The organism is Paenibacillus glacialis, assembly GCF_001637205.1.
Classification (GTDB): domain Bacteria; phylum Bacillota; class Bacilli; order Paenibacillales; family Paenibacillaceae; genus Paenibacillus_AQ; species Paenibacillus_AQ glacialis.
On record NZ_LVJH01000020.1, the window covers coordinates 12,403 to 29,968 of the forward strand.

Annotated in this window: 17 protein-coding genes and 1 pseudogene; 12 read left to right on the forward strand and 6 right to left on the reverse strand. The window is 41.0% G+C overall.

What is annotated here, in order from left to right; all coding sequences use genetic code 11:
* Positions 1 to 217 precede the first annotated feature (217 nt).
* From PGLA_RS11615 to PGLA_RS26740, 4 genes and pseudogenes are all read left to right on the forward strand, one after another.
* A complete protein-coding gene (locus tag PGLA_RS11615) occupies positions 218 to 589 on the forward strand; it encodes an iron chaperone (RefSeq protein WP_068532779.1) in 372 nt (123 codons plus the stop codon).
* A 309-nt stretch (positions 590 to 898) separates the two neighbouring features.
* On the forward strand, positions 899 to 1,912 hold the full coding sequence (locus PGLA_RS11620; protein WP_084410973.1) for a helix-turn-helix transcriptional regulator: 1,014 nt from the start codon (positions 899 to 901) through the stop codon (positions 1,910 to 1,912).
* 54 nt (positions 1,913 to 1,966) lie between these two features.
* On the forward strand, positions 1,967 to 2,539 hold the full coding sequence (locus tag PGLA_RS11625; RefSeq protein WP_068532782.1) for a type 1 glutamine amidotransferase family protein: 573 nt from the start codon (positions 1,967 to 1,969) through the stop codon (positions 2,537 to 2,539).
* Between the two features lie 127 nt (positions 2,540 to 2,666).
* Positions 2,667 to 2,804, forward strand: a pseudogene (locus PGLA_RS26740) (MerR family transcriptional regulator); the annotation flags it as partial.
* A 162-nt stretch (positions 2,805 to 2,966) separates the two neighbouring features.
* Here the strand turns inward: PGLA_RS26740 and PGLA_RS11630 are convergent.
* The gene (locus PGLA_RS11630; RefSeq protein WP_068532785.1) at positions 2,967 to 4,157 is read right to left on the reverse strand and encodes a coenzyme F420-0:L-glutamate ligase; all 1,191 of its coding nucleotides are present in this window, start codon (positions 4,155 to 4,157) and stop codon (positions 2,967 to 2,969) included.
* Positions 4,158 to 4,277: 120 nt separating this feature from the next.
* Here PGLA_RS11630 and PGLA_RS11635 point away from each other — a divergent pair, with 120 nt between their 5' ends.
* From PGLA_RS11635 to PGLA_RS11645, 3 genes are all read left to right on the forward strand, one after another.
* On the forward strand, positions 4,278 to 5,168 hold the full coding sequence (locus PGLA_RS11635) for a LysR family transcriptional regulator (protein WP_068532787.1): 891 nt from the start codon (positions 4,278 to 4,280) through the stop codon (positions 5,166 to 5,168).
* A gap of 446 nt (positions 5,169 to 5,614) precedes the next feature.
* Complete coding sequence (locus tag PGLA_RS11640) at positions 5,615 to 6,328, forward strand: ABC transporter ATP-binding protein (RefSeq protein ID WP_068532792.1); 714 nt, start codon at positions 5,615 to 5,617, stop codon at positions 6,326 to 6,328.
* A complete protein-coding gene (locus PGLA_RS11645; RefSeq protein ID WP_068532795.1) occupies positions 6,321 to 7,919 on the forward strand; it encodes a putative ABC transporter permease subunit in 1,599 nt (532 codons plus the stop codon). The genes PGLA_RS11640 and PGLA_RS11645 overlap by 8 nt, the downstream gene beginning before the upstream one ends.
* 301 nt (positions 7,920 to 8,220) lie before the next feature.
* Here PGLA_RS11645 and PGLA_RS11650 read toward each other — a convergent pair whose 3' ends face one another.
* Entirely contained in the window at positions 8,221 to 9,087 is an 867-nt protein-coding gene (locus PGLA_RS11650) for a LysR family transcriptional regulator (RefSeq protein ID WP_068532798.1), read from the reverse strand.
* A gap of 128 nt (positions 9,088 to 9,215) precedes the next feature.
* Between PGLA_RS11650 and PGLA_RS11655 the strand changes: the two genes are divergently transcribed.
* Both PGLA_RS11655 and PGLA_RS11660 read left to right on the forward strand, forming a co-directional pair.
* Positions 9,216 to 10,205 carry a zinc-binding dehydrogenase gene (locus PGLA_RS11655; protein ID WP_068532803.1) on the forward strand — a complete coding sequence of 330 codons (990 nt, stop codon included), beginning with the start codon at positions 9,216 to 9,218 and terminating at the stop codon, positions 10,203 to 10,205.
* A 113-nt stretch (positions 10,206 to 10,318) separates the two neighbouring features.
* The gene (locus PGLA_RS11660) at positions 10,319 to 10,603 is read left to right on the forward strand and encodes a hypothetical protein (protein ID WP_068532806.1); all 285 of its coding nucleotides are present in this window, start codon (positions 10,319 to 10,321) and stop codon (positions 10,601 to 10,603) included.
* A 115-nt stretch (positions 10,604 to 10,718) separates the two neighbouring features.
* Here PGLA_RS11660 and PGLA_RS27945 read toward each other — a convergent pair whose 3' ends face one another.
* Together PGLA_RS27945 and PGLA_RS11665 are read right to left on the reverse strand one after the other, a co-directional pair.
* The gene (locus PGLA_RS27945) at positions 10,719 to 10,958 is read right to left on the reverse strand and encodes a hypothetical protein (RefSeq protein ID WP_161487876.1); all 240 of its coding nucleotides are present in this window, start codon (positions 10,956 to 10,958) and stop codon (positions 10,719 to 10,721) included.
* Between the two features lie 46 nt (positions 10,959 to 11,004).
* On the reverse strand, positions 11,005 to 11,586 hold the full coding sequence (locus PGLA_RS11665) for a TetR/AcrR family transcriptional regulator (protein ID WP_068532812.1): 582 nt from the start codon (positions 11,584 to 11,586) through the stop codon (positions 11,005 to 11,007).
* Positions 11,587 to 11,896: 310 nt separating this feature from the next.
* On the opposite strand from PGLA_RS11665, the gene PGLA_RS11670 reads away from it, so the two are divergent.
* From PGLA_RS11670 to PGLA_RS11680, 3 genes are read left to right on the forward strand one after another with little or no spacing between them, the layout of a single operon-like run.
* Positions 11,897 to 13,165: an MFS transporter gene (locus tag PGLA_RS11670; RefSeq protein ID WP_084410979.1), complete on the forward strand. Its 1,269-nt coding sequence runs from the start codon at positions 11,897 to 11,899 to the stop codon at positions 13,163 to 13,165.
* Between the two features lie 36 nt (positions 13,166 to 13,201).
* Positions 13,202 to 14,281 carry an LLM class flavin-dependent oxidoreductase gene (locus PGLA_RS11675; protein ID WP_068532815.1) on the forward strand — a complete coding sequence of 360 codons (1,080 nt, stop codon included), beginning with the start codon at positions 13,202 to 13,204 and terminating at the stop codon, positions 14,279 to 14,281.
* Between the two features lie 47 nt (positions 14,282 to 14,328).
* Positions 14,329 to 15,267 (forward strand): alpha/beta hydrolase, encoded by a 939-nt coding sequence (locus PGLA_RS11680; RefSeq protein ID WP_068532818.1) that lies wholly within the window; start codon positions 14,329 to 14,331, stop codon positions 15,265 to 15,267.
* A 129-nt stretch (positions 15,268 to 15,396) separates the two neighbouring features.
* Here the strand turns inward: PGLA_RS11680 and nagA are convergent, their stop codons facing one another.
* Entirely contained in the window at positions 15,397 to 16,539 is a 1,143-nt protein-coding gene (gene nagA / locus PGLA_RS11685; RefSeq protein WP_068532821.1) for an N-acetylglucosamine-6-phosphate deacetylase, read from the reverse strand.
* Between the two features lie 27 nt (positions 16,540 to 16,566).
* On the reverse strand, positions 16,567 to 17,352 hold the full coding sequence (locus PGLA_RS11690) for a DeoR/GlpR family DNA-binding transcription regulator (RefSeq protein WP_211269535.1): 786 nt from the start codon (positions 17,350 to 17,352) through the stop codon (positions 16,567 to 16,569).
* Positions 17,353 to 17,566: the final 214 nt, after the last annotated feature.

Genomic DNA, 17,566 nt, shown 5'->3' on the forward strand with positions numbered 1-17,566 from the left:
GAATTCGCAGGATTTCATCTTTAGCTAAGTGTCAGATAAGAAGGAAACAGAGGAGCCTGTAGTAAGGCATTAAATTTAGAAGATGTGGAAGATGGCGATTTAATTCATATTGATGATGATACGAATGAGGTTGCGAATGGTGTAATTGATGTCATGGCGTATTGGCATGAAAAATTACATCGTTCAAAAATAATTTTTTATTTTAGGAGAGAACGACATGGAAGTTTTTGCAGAATATTTAGCGCATATTGATAACCCACAACATCGGGACCGAACGGAAGAAGTTTTGGCTTGGGTAACTAGGAAATTTACAAATTTAAAGCCAAAAATTGCGTGGAATCAGCCTATGTTTACCGATCACGACACATTTATTATTGGCTTTAGTGTAGCCAAACATCATTTGGCTGTTGCCCCTGAAAGTGCAGGGATTAATCATTTTTCTGATGAAATTGTGCAGGCTGGCTATGATCACACCAAGCAGTTGGTACGTATCCGGTGGGATAGTCCGGTTGATTTCTCATTACTTGAGAAAATGATCGAGTTTAATATTTTGGATAAGGCAGACTGTTCAACTTTTTGGCGGAAATAAAAAAATCGGGTTATGATATCACTGAAAGTCTACCACTGAACACTTAAAGTTTGCCGCTGAGCCGAGAGAAATCCAGGTATCCACTCCTGCATTTCTCTCGGCTTTTGCTTTCCCCAAAGCATTTTTCTCAATTTATCTAAAACTATAAAACATAAAAATCCTTGCCATGACAGCATTTCCCTCGATTTTCTCGGTGATAATTCAAGGGTTTCTCGTACAAACCTACCAACAAAAAGAGAGGAAATAAAGTATATTGGGTATAGTCGCTCTGCACTTATTGAAGGTAGCAAATGTTACGGAGAATTGTTTGTGACTTTAGTATATAATCCACCTGTTAATAGTAAGTTAGGTGAGTTAGAAACTGAACCTATAGAAAAGAACAGAACGGGGGATATTATGAAGTTTGACCGCATGTTAAGCATTTTAAATATACTATTGAACAATGAGAAGATAACCGCTAACGACCTAGCCGAAAAACTAGAAGTTTCTAAACGTACTATTTTTAGAGATATTGAAACTTTAAACATGGCAGGAATACCAATAGTTACATATCCAGGGATAGGTGGGGGCATAGGAATATTAGAAGGCTACAAATTAGATAAAAGCATTCTGTCAACGGATGACATGCAAAATATTGTGATGGGATTAAAAATACTCCAAAGTTTTGAAAATGAAGATATCATCGAACGATTGATTACAAGAATATCTCCTAACACTGAAGATATTGCGCTGATGGAAAGCAATGTAGTTATTGATTTATCGACTTGGTATTCAGATGGATATACGCAAACAATGATGGATGATTTTAAAAAAGCCATCTTGAGAAAGAATCGAATCCGTATAGAATACCATTCGAAAAATAAATATAGCATACGCACAATTGAACCCTATAAACTTATCTTTAAATATACCGACTGGTATTTGTATGCCTTTTGCACAGAGAAACACGATTTTAGATTGTTTAAAATCAATAGAATTTCATCATATAAATATATTGAAGAAGTATTTACGCCTATGCCAACAAAAGATATTTCTATGGATTTTAGTCATAAAGATAATTATTTTGGAGAAACAAAGAATTACCCATTGCAAGAGATAGTTTTGGAATACAAAGCGTTAGATAAAGATTTTTTAATTGATAAGATAGGAGCAAGAAATTTTACGGAAGATGGTAAATATATTATCTTCTATTCTTCTAATACGAATTGGGCGGTTGAATTAATTATTAGTTTGCAGGATAAGGTCAAAGTTATAAAACCACAATCCATAAAAACAGAGGTTACAGATAGAATAAATAAAATGCAAGAGCAATACAAAAGATGACACGCTGTTGTCATCTTTTGTGCTATATAATCAAATTAAAAGGAGTGTTACGATATGAAAAAGGAAGTTTTGATTTTTATTTCTAATGGATATGCTGATTGGGAAGCTGGTTATATAAGTGCTGAACTAAATAAGCCAGAAAGCGAATGCAAAGTAAGCACAGTTTCTTTAAATAGCGACAATGTAAAATCTATGGGCGGATTTACTGTTATTCCTGACTATAATATAGACAGTATACCCTCCCAGTTTGAAATGTTAATTTTAATCGGTGGTACAACTTGGAAAGATAATTCAGCTATTACTCCAGTTATTGAAAAATGTATACAGGATAGGATCCCCTTAGCCGCTATATGTGATGCAACAACCTTTTTGGCAGAACATAGCTATTTAGACAACATTCCTCACACTGGAAATTCATTGGATTATTTAAAGAAATTTGCTCCTAATTATAAAGGGGACGCAAATTTCATAGAACAACAGACAGTTTCGAGTGACAATATCATTACGGCTAATGGTACGGCTTCTTTAGAATTTACAAGGGAAATTATGAAGAAGTTAGATATTTCGCCAATAGAAACAATTGATGGATGGTATCATTTTTTTAAAAATGGTTTTTATCAATCATAAGGAAGAAACTTTGTAGATAAATGGCTAAGGGAGAATCTGAAAAGATGTTTCCATGGCTGAATTGTTTTTCCGAATATGATAATTATGGCCCCAGACGATCACCTTCTGATCCTTTTACACATTATCAATGAGACTAGACCGAGCTTTCATTGCTCCCCGTCGGGTAGCGAATGGCTACCGTGTATATACGGACGATTATCTATTGAAGATTAAGCTTATTAAAGACACCAAATCATTAGGTTATTCGTTAAGGGAAATCCAAGAAGCACATTCACAACTATTTGCGATCGTTTTATATTTGGATGAGTAATTAGGGTTATAGTGCGGGGGAACGTATCTGCTTTGGGGGATAGCACTAAAATAAGCAATACTAGTAAAAGCTAGCATTGCTTATTTTTTTATATACACTCATCTAATTAATTTAATATTATTTTGTATAGTTATCAAAATAACCTTGTATAAAGATAACCGGCGTACCTTTATCTCCGCTTCCTGAAGTTAAATCGGATAGAGAACCTATAAGATCAGTAAGTTTTCTAGGTGTAGTACCTTGTGCTTCCATCGATCCTACAAGATCGGATTCTTTATTGTTAATGTATTGAGATATCGCTTGTTTAAGTTCTTCGCCTCTTAAATCTGCAAAGTTATTATCAGCAAGATATTTTAATTTTACTTCATTAGGTGTACCATCAAGTCCTGATGTGTAAGCTGGTGATACAACTGGATCAGCTAGTTCCCATATCTTACCTACCGGGTCTTTGAATGCTCCATCTCCATAAATCATGACTTCAACATTTTTGCCAGTCTTTTCTTTGAGCATATGTTGTATGGTATCAACTATAGGTTGGCAATTACGTGGGAACAGTTTAACACTGTTTTCAGTTGATTTATTTGATCCTAGCAGACCGTAAGCTTCATTACATCCACTACCATCAATAGACTCTGATAATATGTTATCGAGGCTATAAATGATGACCCCACCATTGGCTTTTAATATTTTCTTCGTTCTGAATCTTGTATGTATATCACAAGTCAGAACATTCTTTGTGTAATCTAAAATGGTCTTTGGATTATTTGAGAATATCACTTCACATTCAACACCATATTCTTCAATTAACGATTTATAATAATCAATATAATCAACACCAGTAAAAGGATGTTTATTATATCCAAAATGATCACGGAATTGTTGTTCTGTTAGAACATCTGTCCAAGGATTAATTCCTTTTTCATCAAGCATGTCTAGATCTACTAAGTGATTACCAACTTCGTCAGATGGATAGCTTAACATTAAAACAATTTTTTTAGCGCCTTTTGCAATACCACGGAGACAGATTGCAAAACGATTGCGACTTAAGATAGGGAATATGACTCCAACCGTTTCTTCACCAAATTTTGAACTAACATCTTTAGCAATATGATCGATCGTAGCGTAGTTACCTTGAGCGCGAGCAACAATTGATTCTGTTACAGTAACGATATCTTTATCATTAATTTTAAAGCCTTCAACTTCTGAAGCTTTTAGCACACTATCTACAACGATTTCCTCTATGCTGTCCCCTTGATTTATGATGGGGCAACGAAGACCTCGAACAACGGTTCCAACTACTCTTTCCAATATAATCGCTCCTTAAAAGGACTAAAGTTTATACAAATTACTTACCTACTTGTAATATACATCGGTTGAGTGATATAAGTAAAATGAATATATCGAATGATAGGTATAAGGAGTGCTTATATGATAAGTAAATTAGATTTATATAAAGTATTTTGTAAGGTAGGAAAAAGTGAAAGCTTTTCTAAGGCAGCCAAAGATCTCTATATGACACAACCAGCTGTTAGTCAGGCGATCATGCAATTAGAAAGAGAATTAGATATACGCCTTTTTAATAGAACGCCTAAAGGGGTATCTTTAACAAATGAAGGCAGTCTTCTATTTGAATATGTCAATTCTGCTATTAATTTAATTGATGTTGGGGAAGAAAAGATTCTAGAATTTAAGAATTTAACGACAGGGGAATTAAAGATAGGTGTAGGAGATACGATTTCTAGATATTTTTTACTTCCATATCTGGAGGCTTTTCATAATGAATATCCGAATATTAAGTTTAAGATTGTTAATGGTACAACATTAGAGCTCTGTTCTATATTAAAATCAGGAGAGGTTGATATTGCTATTTGTAATTTACCTCTTGATGATTCTACATTAGAACTAAGACCATGTATTGATATTCATGATATTTTTGTTTGTGGGGAGAAATACAAGAATATATTATCTAAGCCATTAAGCCTCGATGAATTAGTAAAACTGCCATTAATATTACTTGAAACGAAATCAAATTCCAGAAGGTATGTAGAGGATTATATGATAATTAGAGGTATACAGATTTCGCCGGAATTTGAATTAGGCTCACATGACTTATTATTGGAGTTTGCTAAAATAAATTTAGGAATAGCATGTGTGACGAAAGAATTTTCCCAAGAGTATTTAAATAAAGGATTATTGTATGAAGTACAATTAAATGAAGCAATACCAAAGAGAAATGTAGGAGTATGTTTTTTGAAAAGTGTGTCTCTATCACCAGCTTCAACGAAATTTGTTGAGATCATAGAAAATAAACAGGTGTAAAATAATCTCGATATAGGTTTATGAACGGGAAACGGGGATTTAAAGTGATGGAAAGCGACATACAACAGGCTGACCGTAACACGTCTCCATCAAGCGCCAAACTGCGATGCGCTTGATGGAGGGACGCGTATAGGTCAGCCTCTTTTGTAGGTGTAGCCCGTTCTAGAACGGGCTCATGCTAATCGTATTCAATTTCTCGCCTGATTGATCATAATGGTAATACCAAAACTCGCAGGTGTTGTTTGGACCGAGAATTCAATAAGGTGTAAGGAACACAAATGGCCATGTACTTACTCATATAGATGGTATTTGGATAAATCTCCACAACAAATGAACTTTCAGCATAGGCTATTCGTATTATAGTTATTCTACTAGAAAAAGCGTATGGGGAAGAAGATATGACGCTGTTCAAAGTTCTATATACGCCAAAGAAGGGGTGAAGGAAGATGCTCACAATAAAACATTTTACCAAGAGCTATAAGGGTGGTAAAAAGGCAGTAAACGACTTGAATTTAGTGGTCGAGAAGGGCGATATTTACGGCTTTATCGGACATAACGGTGCAGGAAAAACAACGACAATCCGGGCAGTAGTTGGTGTCCTTGACTTTGAAGAAGGGGATATTGAAATTGACGGCATTTCGATTAAGAAAGATCCAGTTGCCTGCAAAGCGGTTACTGCGTATATTCCTGATAACCCGGATATATACGATCATCTTACCGGCATACAGTACTTAAATTTTATTGGCGATCTCTTTAGCGTATCCAAAGCAGATCGTGAGTCACTCATTAAAAAATACGGCGATGATTTTCAGATTACAGCCAATTTGGGTGATATGATATCCTCGTATTCTCATGGCATGAAGCAGAAGCTCGCTATCATCTCTGCTCTCATTCATAAACCAAAGTTGTTAGTGCTGGATGAGCCCTTTGTTGGACTTGATCCAAAGGCTGCTCACATGTTAAAGACAATCATGGTAGATCTGTGCAGCAATGGTAGTGCAATCTTCTTCTCAACCCATGTACTGGATGTGGCAGAAAAGCTCTGCAATAAGATTGCGATCATTAAAGCGGGCAAATTGATGACCCATGGCAAGACAGAAGATGTAAAAGGTGACAACAGCCTTGAAGATGTGTTCCTGGAGTTGATAGACAATGATTAATATATGGAGATTAACGAAGGTACAGTTACTTTCTTCATTTGGCTTGAATAAAGCATTGCATACGCGCGATGGTAAGGAAAGACGCAAATTACTTCTGCTGAGCATAAGTATTCTAATAGGTGTGGTCATGATGGCAGTGGCTTCATTTGGATACAGCTTCATGATGGCACGGACCTTTGAACAAATAGGCCGTATGGATCTGCTGCTTGCCATTATGATGGCTGTAACTTCTATTATCGGGTTCTTTACAACGATCTATAAAGCAAGTGGAGTATTATTTGGCTTTAAAGACTACGACTTGGTCATGTCGTTGCCTATCAAAACAAGCCATGTTGTAGCGAGTCGTGTTCTTCAGCTCTATGTGCTGAATTTATTCTTTGCTTTGATGGTGATGCTGCCAGCTGGAGTAGTTTATGCAATAAAAGTGAATCCTGGAGCGTTATATTTTCCGTTTTTTCTGATTACATTCTTGTTTATTCCGTTACTACCCATCATTGCTGCAACCATAATTGGCGCACTGATTAGCTGGATCTCCTCCCGTTTTAAAGCGAGTCGAATGATCAGCCTCATATTAACCTTTGTCGTAATAATTGGTGTTATGATTGGTTCGTTTCGTATCAATGGAAACGAGCAGGTACTTGCTGATATGAGTACACAATTGGCAGATATGATATTTAAGCTGTACCCTCTTGCAGCCATGTATGTAGATGCCGTTTGCTCGTATGAGATTGGTTCATTGCTATTATTTATTGCGATATCTGTGCTTGCGTTTATGCTGTTTACCACTGTACTTGGCACAAGATATAAAGCTATTCATACAGGCTTAACGACCTCTCATGCAAGCAGCAAATATATAATGAAACCACTAGAAACATCATCACCTTTTCGTGCACTTTATAAGAAGGAGCTGCGTCGATACATTAGTTCTTCCTTATATGTGCTGAATACGAGTATTGGCATGATTTTTTTACTCGTGATGTCGATTTCTTTATTGTTTATTAGCTCGGAGAAACTTGGGCAACTGATAGAAATCCCGCAATTGTCCGATTACCTGAGCAAACTGGCTCCACTGTTCGTTTCTTTGTTCGTAACTTTAAGCTGCACAACGTCAAGTTCCATTTCTCTTGAAGGTAACAATTTATGGATACTAAAAAGCTCACCTGTATCGAAACAAAACATACTGCTTAGCAAAGTTGCGGTGAATCTCACCATCACAATGCCTATCTCGATTATCAGTTGTGTGATGCTCATGATATCGTTGCGTACTGGATGGATTGAAAGCTTGCTATTGCTTGTTATCCCATTGATATATGCCTGTTATTCAGCGATGATGGGAGTTATTGTCAACTTGAAACTTCCTAACCTAGTGTGGACAAGCGAAGTTACGGTGATAAAACAAAGTGCATCGGTCATAGTGTCCATGTTGATTGGCTTCATCAGTCTAGTGATTCCATTGGGTATATCGCTTATTCTATCCCATGTAAATGGCAATCTCATTTTGTTAGGCATTGGAATAATGATAATGGCGGTATGCAGTGTGATGTATAGATACATCCAGACAAAAGGGGAGCAGCTGTTTCAGGCTCTTTAACAATTAACATAAAGTGTGGAGGTAACCTTGCTTCTTTTCTTTGATCGTGAGTAAGGGAAACGCCCATCTTAAAGTGAAATGACAAAAGAGGCCTTCTCGCTGTTACAGCGGAGAGCCTCTTTTTATGATTTCAGGTGTAGGTCAAGTGGGGGGCAAGAGCGAGCCTCTAGAATCGCATCACTCTTTTGAAGCAGTCTTCAAAAGGAGGTCCTTGAATATCGCTTTATAGAACCAAGCAAGAATAGTAGATGCTCTAGTGTCTTTACTGGGTTATGGTATTTATCTTGAGAAACGCTTGAGTTCAAAGCACCGTACCATTTTGTGTAATCAATCGCAGTAAACTTGACAACGTAGTGGAGTAAATCGAGTCACTTCTATGAACAAACCATACGTGCAAATCCCGATACCCTTCAGGCAGGCGATGGGAAGCGATTATTCCTGCCTCTTCCGCCTTGGCAATCGACGACTGTGGTAGCATAGACACGCCGAGGCCAGCGGATACCCCACCTAAAATCACTTCTAACGTACCAAATTCCATAATCTGATAGTTAGTAAATCCTTTTTCACTTAGGAAACTCTCAGCCTTTGTGCGATGCGTGCATCCAACATCGAAAAACAACATCGGCTTCGTAAGCAATTCGCGCATGTCGCTCTTTCCGGGTTTCGAAATAAGCACCAACTCCTCTTCGAAAGCCGCGACATGTCCTATATCTGGATGGTTAATTGGTCCATAGACAAAGGCTCCATCTAGTTCGTAATCCAACACCTTTTGTATGAGACCATGCGTTGCACCCGTTATGAGCGATAGATTGACGTCGGGATATAGCGAGTGATACTCGGTCAGTAGAGGAGTCAGGTGAATGACCGCTGTCGTCTCGATAGAACCTAACCGGAGAGGACCAGCAGGATGTTCCGAGTATTGTGTGGATTTCACAGCCTCGTCCATCAGAATCAGAATTTTATTCGTATAATCCAGCAAGTTCTCTCCTGCCGGCGTTAATGTCATCCCCCGATTGGATCGACGAAAAAGAGGTATTTTCAACTGAGCTTCAAGGTACTGAATCCGGGTGGTCACATTGGACTGTACATAGTTCAAGACTTGCGCGGCCTTCGTTATGCTGCCCTCGCGAGCGACGGCTTGAAATATTTTCAAATCTCCGCTTTCCATTTCCATGTCACCTGCTTGGTATGATTATTTATGATAGTCACATTCGATTTTATCCATTTTACTGAATTATTTCCTCTGTGTACAATTCAATATAGATTCACGAAAAACGACTTAAGGGAGGAAACAGGATGAAAGCAATCGTACATGCGGGCATGAGTGGGCTGAGGGGTTTGACATATGAAGATGTCACTGATAGACAGCCGGGCTACGGAGAAGTGAAAGTGATGCTGAAAGCTGCAGGGTTGAACCATCGGGACTTGTTCCTCATGGCAAATAGAACAGAACGAGATGCCTCATTGATTATCGGCTCGGATGGTGCAGGCAGAATTGAAACAATAGGAGAAGGCGTATCCAATCTTACAATAGGTACCGATGTAATCATTAATCCGTGTATCGGATGGGAAACTGTCCACAATGTTCCGTCCGTTCTAGCCATTGTAGGCGGTCCTTCAGATGGTACATTCGCCGAGTCTATTATCATTCCTGCACAAAATGTCGTCAGCAAGCCATCTTACCTGTCTTGGGAAGAAGCGGGCGTGCTGTCCTTGTCCGCCTTAACGGCCTATCGGGCTCTGTTCACGAGAGGCCGCTTACAGCAAGGTGAACATGTTCTCATTCCTGGCATTGGTGGAGGTGTTGCAACTTATGCCATGCTTATGGCTTCGGCGGCAGGTGCACGAGTCAGTGTCACATCACGTAGTGAAGCGAAGAGACAAGCAGCACTTGCATATGGAGCTGAACATGCATTTGACAGTCATAGCAATTGGAAGGACAGTATGGGTGGGGACACCGTGGACCTCATCCTCGACAGCATTGGGCCTGCTACGTTCCAACACTACTTTGATATTATTAAGCCAACCGGACGTATCGTCACGTTTGGAGCAAGCTCCGGAGACCAATTGGAGATTCCGATGAGGGCCATATTTTTTCCTCAAATTAGTATCATTGGTACGTCAATGGGAAGCAGCGAAGAGTTCGATGCTATGCTTCAATTTATGGAACTCCACTCGCTCCGTCCTATTATTGATAGTGTGTATCCATTACATGACACAGTTCAAGCCTTTCACCGAATGCAGCAGGGGGAGCAATTAGGTAACATAGGGATAAGAATAAAGTAGCGCACGCTTGTACGGTGAAAACAGAAACATGAATTTTTTTGAATCGTATTTGTAACCTTTGAGAACTCCGTTGGCACTTCTATATAATACGGAAGAAAGGAGCGGGGGAGAGCATGCTTCATTGTATTGAAGACGCAAAACAAGGAGATCGGCAAGCTTTTGAACATATCCGCGTCTTAAAGGTATTTCCCGCTTATAACGAATCATCGGTACCATTTCAAAACAGTGATGTTGTTTTAACGGGGTTTGGAAAGAACGTTATGGATGGAAATGAGGACTGGGTCGAGAAGAAAGGGATAGATGAATGGTATGGCGGGGTGCATCTACAAGGATACTTTCAGCGATGGCGTTGGAATTCGTCCCTACAAACGATTCAGGATATAGGCACTGAGGTGTAACTTTGTTTATGAACAACCAAAGGCGAAAAATTTTCCTGCAATATGTCATACAAGAATTTAAAGGACACCGACATGGTGTCCTTTAAATTTGCCATAAACGTAATTAATCGTTGGTTTAGAGCCAAATCCATGTCACTGAGCTAGAAGGAGAAGCAGGAAGAACTATGCGACAGTCGGTTTTTCCAATGCTCGCAAGCTTAGAGACGTATCGGTTGAAAGCATGTTCAAATCCTTCAGCTCTTGGAGCGAGGTGATCGTGGATCGTCTGAATAAGGCGCGTAGGAGGAAGCGTTATCATTAACAGCCTGGAGGAAGATGTGACGACAATGGTCTTCTCCTTGTTCGATACAGGCATCGATATTGCTTGATGCCTGATCGGTGAAATCGCGCTCTATTACGAATTACTTAAGCAATGTAAGTGTCGCTTTTATCGCATTATCAACAAATGATCGCTGTGGACGAGACTTCATCATTACGGTTAGTCCTATTAACGCTATGATTAGCGCCTGCGCTAAAGACTTTGCGTCTGTATGGGTCTCGAGCTCACCTGATTGTATACCTCGTTCAATGGTTTCTTGAAATATGACCGATAGGTACATTTGATGTTCCCTTGTCAGAATTTCAAATCTCTCATCATGAGGCGCAAGTTCGACCATTGTATTGATGCAAAAGCAGCCCCGACTAGGATTTTCTGCATATTCCTCAGCAACCACATTTTCAAAAAAAGTGGAAAATGCTTCTTTTACAGATGAATGGTTTTGAAGTCTAGTTCGTACATCGGAAGCACGGGACATCGTGTATTTGCGCAGCGCGGCTTCGAACAATTCTTTTTTGTCTCCAAAGGCAGAGTATATACTGGGGCGTTGAATGCCCATTCTGGAAGTTAAATCGCTTAATGAGGTAGCCTCATATCCCTTCTCCCAAAATAGTTGCATAGCTGCATCTAATACTTTTTCTTCGTCAAATTCGCGGGTTCTTGCCATTATGAATACCTCTCATTACTTGATTTTTTCTTTATTGCTCAATGATCCCGATTGTAGGTAACTGCCAATTGTCTCTATTTACGTACCGAACAGTATATTATAATTTTATAATTTACCGTTTACTTTGTCAAATATAGGTTGGTTTATCCTAATAAGAGAAGATGGAATATTAAAATATAACGAGTGAAATCAAATATTATTGTTGACAGCAAGAGTAACCGTGAGATATATTTACTGGGCACTATAACATACCGATCGGTACAGTATGATGCTCAGCATCTAAAATGAATGGAGGTAAGGTGTGAACAAAATGGAGGATGTTATAGAAAAAGTAGCAGTCAATGCCGATATAAAGGCGAATTCGTCACAGGTGCCGGTGATCACGTCTGATTCAGGTCATCATGCTTCTATGTCTCGCTATGTGACCCTATTGTTTGCTGCTGCCTGCGGGATGTCAGTCGCCAATATCTACTTCGCACAGCCACTACTCGATAAGTTGTCGATTGAGTTTGGTATTGGCCATTCCATCATAGGCATTGTTATTACCGTTACGCAGATCTTTTATGGATTGGGACTGCTGCTGCTGGTGCCGCTTGGAGATTTGCTGAACCAGCGCCGCTTGATTATCGGGCAGATGTTATTATCCATAATAGCTCTGGTTATCGTTGGAACTGCCTCCACCAGTATGGTGCTATTCGCAGGTATGGCCTTGGTGGGACTGCTTGCCGTTGTGACACAGACTCTTGTTGCGTTCGCAGCGAATATGGCTGCCCCTGCCGAACGAGGACGCGTCGTTGGCATGGTAACAAGCGGGATTGTAATAGGCATACTTCTTGCGCGGTCCATTGCAGGAATATTAACGGATCTTGCGGGTTGGCGTTCCGTATATCTAGTCTCTGCTGCGCTGATGCTTTTTATGGTTTGTATGTTTTTTAGGGTGTTGCCCAATGTTGAGCGCGAGGTAAAGTCACTGTCCTATCCTCAGCTGCTTGGATCGGTGCTTATGTTGTTTATACAAGAACGGGTGTTACGCATCCGCTCTGTTCTGGCCCTGTTGATTTTTGCTGATTTCAGCATTTTGTGGACTTCCCTCGTACTGCCCCTTAGCACGCCGCCATTATCTCTTTCGCACAGTGCAATTGGAGCATTTGGTCTTGTAGGAGTAGCTGGAGCGTTAGCTGCAGCACGAGCGGGGAAGCTGGCTGATCGAGGTTACGGACAGAGAACGACGGGTATTGCTTTGATCCTATTATTAATTTCATGGTTGTTCATCAGCTATACAGAGCAGTCGTTATTCGCATTAGTTGTTGGTATTGTTCTGCTTGATTTGGCAGTGCAGGCCATACATGTCACTAATCAAACTATGATCCTTCCATTGCGTTCGGAGGCACGTAGTCGTCTTACTGCCGGGTACATGGTGTTCTATTCGATCGGCAGTGCTAGCGGTTCAATTGCTTCGACCCAAATGTATGCGCACTATGGCTGGGAAGGAGTATGCTTACTCGGGGCCTCTGTCAGTGCTTTAGCTCTTCTATTTTGGGTAATGACCAATCGCGCTACGGCTGCGGCATTAAAATAAAAAAAAATTTGTGATTTGTAAAAGGAGAGATTACACGTGGAAATAGGTATTACTTCGTTTGTAGAAACAAAGCCGGACGTTAAGACAGGGGAAGTCATAAGTCACGCACAGCGATTGCGTGAAGTTGTCGAGGAAATTGTCCTTGCCGATCAAGTGGGACTTGATGTGTTTGGCGTAGGTGAGCATCACCGGCAAGATTATGCAGCATCCTCACCAGCAATTGTACTGGCTGCGGCTGCAGCGCAGACGAAACGGATTCGGCTGACCAGCGCAGTGACGGTACTTTCTTCCCTTGATCCGGTGCGCGTTTTTCAGGATTTTGCTACGCTCGACGGCATTTCAAATGGACGTGCGGAGATTATGGCGGGCAGGGGTTCCTTTATCGAATCATTTCCATTGTTTGGCTATGATTTGAATGACTATGATGAGCTGTTTGAAGAACATCTGGAATTGCTTCTTAAAATACGGGAGTCCGAAAAAGTAACCTGGAAGGGCGGGCATCGGCCAGCGATTAACCATTTGGGCGTGTATCCACGGCCCGTTCAGAATTCTTTACCGATATGGGTTGGCAGCGGGGGCAGACAGGATTCTGCTATCCGTGCAGGTCTGTTAGGACTGCCACTGATACTGGCGATCATTGGTGGAAGTCCCACGGATTTTGCACCGCTCGTGCAGCTTTATAGGAAAGCAGCAGCGCACGCTGGTCATGACCAATCGCGGCTTAAGGTTGGGTCGCACTCGATAGGATTTGTTGGAGAGAGTACTGAACGAGCTGCCGATACATTTTTTCCTTCTACCATGGCAGGTATGAATAAACTCGGCAAGGAGCGGGGCTGGGCGCATTATGATCGTTCTAGCTACGATGCCGCACGCAGCTTTGAAGGTGCACTATATGTCGGCGATCCCGAGACGGTTGCCCAGAAGATCATTCACCTTCGCAAAAATGTAGGCGTTACACGCTTTATGCTGTATGTACCGTTAAGCACGATGCCGCATGCCGATGTGATGCGAGCTATTGAGCTGCTAGGAACAGAGGTAGCGCCCCGGGTTCGAGAGGAAATAACCAAGTGGGAAGCTGAGACGGAAAATGGATCATCATTCAATTTTGATTCATAAAACCACAATTGATTCGAGAGCACATTTAATTACTAGGAGGAATTGACATGGATTTTGAAAGTCGGATATTGCCTGAATTAAGACCAATAGTAGCACAATTTCCTGGTTTTCAATTAGAGGAAAATTTAGAGTGGAGCAGGAGCTTGTTGTCGAGTCCTCCTATTGAGAAGTCGGAGCACGTAAGCACGACAAGCCGGATGATTCCGGGCGCAGCTGGTGAGATACTGGTCAAAATTTACGAACCCGCCCAGCGAACTGGTGCTAATCTTCCGGCTATGCTGTGGATTCACGGGGGAGGTTATGTGTTGGGGCACCCCGATATGGACGATGCTTTGTGCGAACGCTTCGTGCAGGCGGCTAAGTGCGTCGTCGTATCGGTCGATTATCGACTTGCTCCCGAGCACCCCTATCCAGCTGCCATCGATGACTGTTATGCCGGTTTGACTTGGATGACGGGCGAAGCTGAGTCGCTGGGAATCGATTTGGATCGGGTCGCGATTGCCGGTGCAAGTGGGGGCGGTGGTCTGACCGCAGCGCTTGCTTTAATGGCTCGCGATAAAGGCGGGCCAGCTCTCATATTCCAAATGCCGCTGTATCCGATGATCGACAACCGCAATATTTCGGCATCGAGCCATGAAATTACAGCCGATAACGCAACCTGGAACCGGACGAACAATTTGGCGGCCTGGAGCATGTACTTAGGAGAGAGTACCGACGCCAGCGAGGTATCCCCATATGCGGTGCCAGCGAGAGCGGAAAGCTTGGCGGGGCTGCCGCCGACCTATACTTGCGTAGGCCAGGTCGATCTGTTCCGAGATGAGACGATCGAATATGTGACACGCCTTGCGCAAGCGGGCGTAGACGTCGAATTTCATCTGTATCCCGGCACCTTCCACAGCTTTGAAATGATCGTTCCGCAAGCGGAAGTGAGCCAGCGTGCCAGCCAAAGCTATGTGGATGCGATGGCGAGAGCACTTAATCCTTAAACAATTAATGGAGCTGTCTCCAAAGGTTTTTGTTCTAAATTAAATAAATGGCATCTCAACCCAAACAGTCCCGATGAAGTGTTCATTCATCGGGACTGTTTGCATATAGGACTCATGAACTTCGTTTACTCATAGAATTTGACCACCCACCATCGTCCATAGAACTTGAAATTCATCATCCAATAGGACTAGGTCGGCATCGAAACCAGATGAAATTTCGCCCTTTTGTTGAAATCCGAGAATATTGGCCGGGGTAGTTGAAGCCATCTGTACGGCATCTATCAAGGAAATTCCGGTTTCGACAGTATAACGTAATGCTTCATTCATGGTAACTGTACTGGAGGCTAGCGTCCCATCCTCTAGCCTCGCAATGCCACCCTCTACCGTGACATGATGGCCTCCAAATATATAATTCCCATCGCCCATACCCATGGCTTGTAAAGCATCTGTGATTAAGACCATTCCTTCTGGTCCTTTTATGCTATGCATCAATCGAATGATAGCAGGATGTAGATGGACATTATCCACAATTGCTTGAAGACTCACATGTTTCTCTTCGAAAGCAGCCACAATCAGACCCGGATCTCGATGATGAATCGGTCGCATGCCATTAAAACAATGCGTAACATGACTTGCACCAGCTGTAAAGGCTTGTTTGGCTTCCTCATATGTGGCATCAGAGTGAGCGATCGATATAACGACTCCTTGTTCTTTCAAAAAGGAAATTAAGTCCATTGCTCCTGGTAACTCAGGAGCAATAGTAACCATCTTAATGAGGGAACCTGCTTCCTGAAAAATGATTTTCATTTCTTCTAGGTTGGGATGCCGTAAATACTTTTCATTCTGCATTCCTTTTCGCTTCGGATTCAGATAAGGTCCCTCTAAGTGAATCCCTGCGATCTTTGCTCCTACTTCTTGTCCCATTACACGCTTGACACTACGAATCATTTCTAGAAGATCCTCCATCGTAGAACTAACAGATGTAGCCAGAAATGAGGTGCATCCCGTCGAAGCACAAGCACGTGAAACTTCTTGAATACTCTCTTCAGTACCGTCCATCATATCCAAACCATTGGCACCGTGGATATGAACATCTATCATCCCTGGTACTAACAAATGCCCTCTAGCATCAATCAGTTCATGATCTCCCTCTAGAATAGGAAGATCACCTGTGTCAATCCTCATGATTTTTCCTTCAGAAATCCACACATTGGCTGTTGGAACGATACTGTTTCGAAGTACCATTTGTACATTATGCAAAATATAATTCATAAAAAATCCTCCTCTTCCCTCTGGGTATCAATCTTGCTTTCGAACCTCTTCATGTTCTTCCTGACACTCAATAACAGTGATGTTCTTCTGATCGAGAACTTCTCTTATTTCACTCGGAATTTCTCGATTTGTAATTAAAATGTCAACGAAATCAAAGTCTAGCCGATGAACAGATTTTCCAATAAATTTTGTGTGATCAGCCACTACGATAACCTGATCCGATCTTCGGGCCATTTCTTTCTTTACTCGGACATCTTCTTCATATGGATAATAGAGTCCATCAGATCGGATTGCCGATGCTCCAATAAAGGCTTTATCAGCATGAATTTCACTTAGTTTATCGATAATGGAAGAGCCATATAAGAAACGGTGTTTTACATTCAAGTAACCACCGAGAACATAAATTTGAAGATCCTCACGATTCGATAAGATCCCTACGTTATCAATCGAGTGCGTGACAGCCGTAATATTTTTCGCGCTAATTTGTTCTGCGACAAATTGTACTGTGGTTGATACGTCTAAAATCACAGTCTCATGGTCTTGGATAAGTTTTGCCCCAAACTTGCCTATTCTTTGCTTACTCTCGGACTCATCAATCAAACGATCCTGATAAGATAACATTTCTTTCTGTAACTCAGGTAACGATAGCCCCCCATGAGTTCGAATAACAACGCCTTCTTGAACTAATCTAACAATATCCCTTCGTGCAGTATCCCTTGATACTTCAAATTGCGTACATATATCTATAACACTCATCGTTTGGTGTTGTTTCAAGTATTCGAGTATTTTTAACAATCTTTCCTCTTGATACACAATACATGCACCTCCTTATAAGTGATTATAATTATATTTATAAGTATTTACAAGTATATTTTAATTATGTTTAAGCATATATAAGTGTTTATTCCTGACAGTTGAAGAATATAACAGTACGTCTAGTACCTACCTCTTACGTGCTATTCATGAGTCTACTGAAAGACTTACATTTTGATTAGGTTTGTGGTCTTCTTAGGCTATATTTTAATCC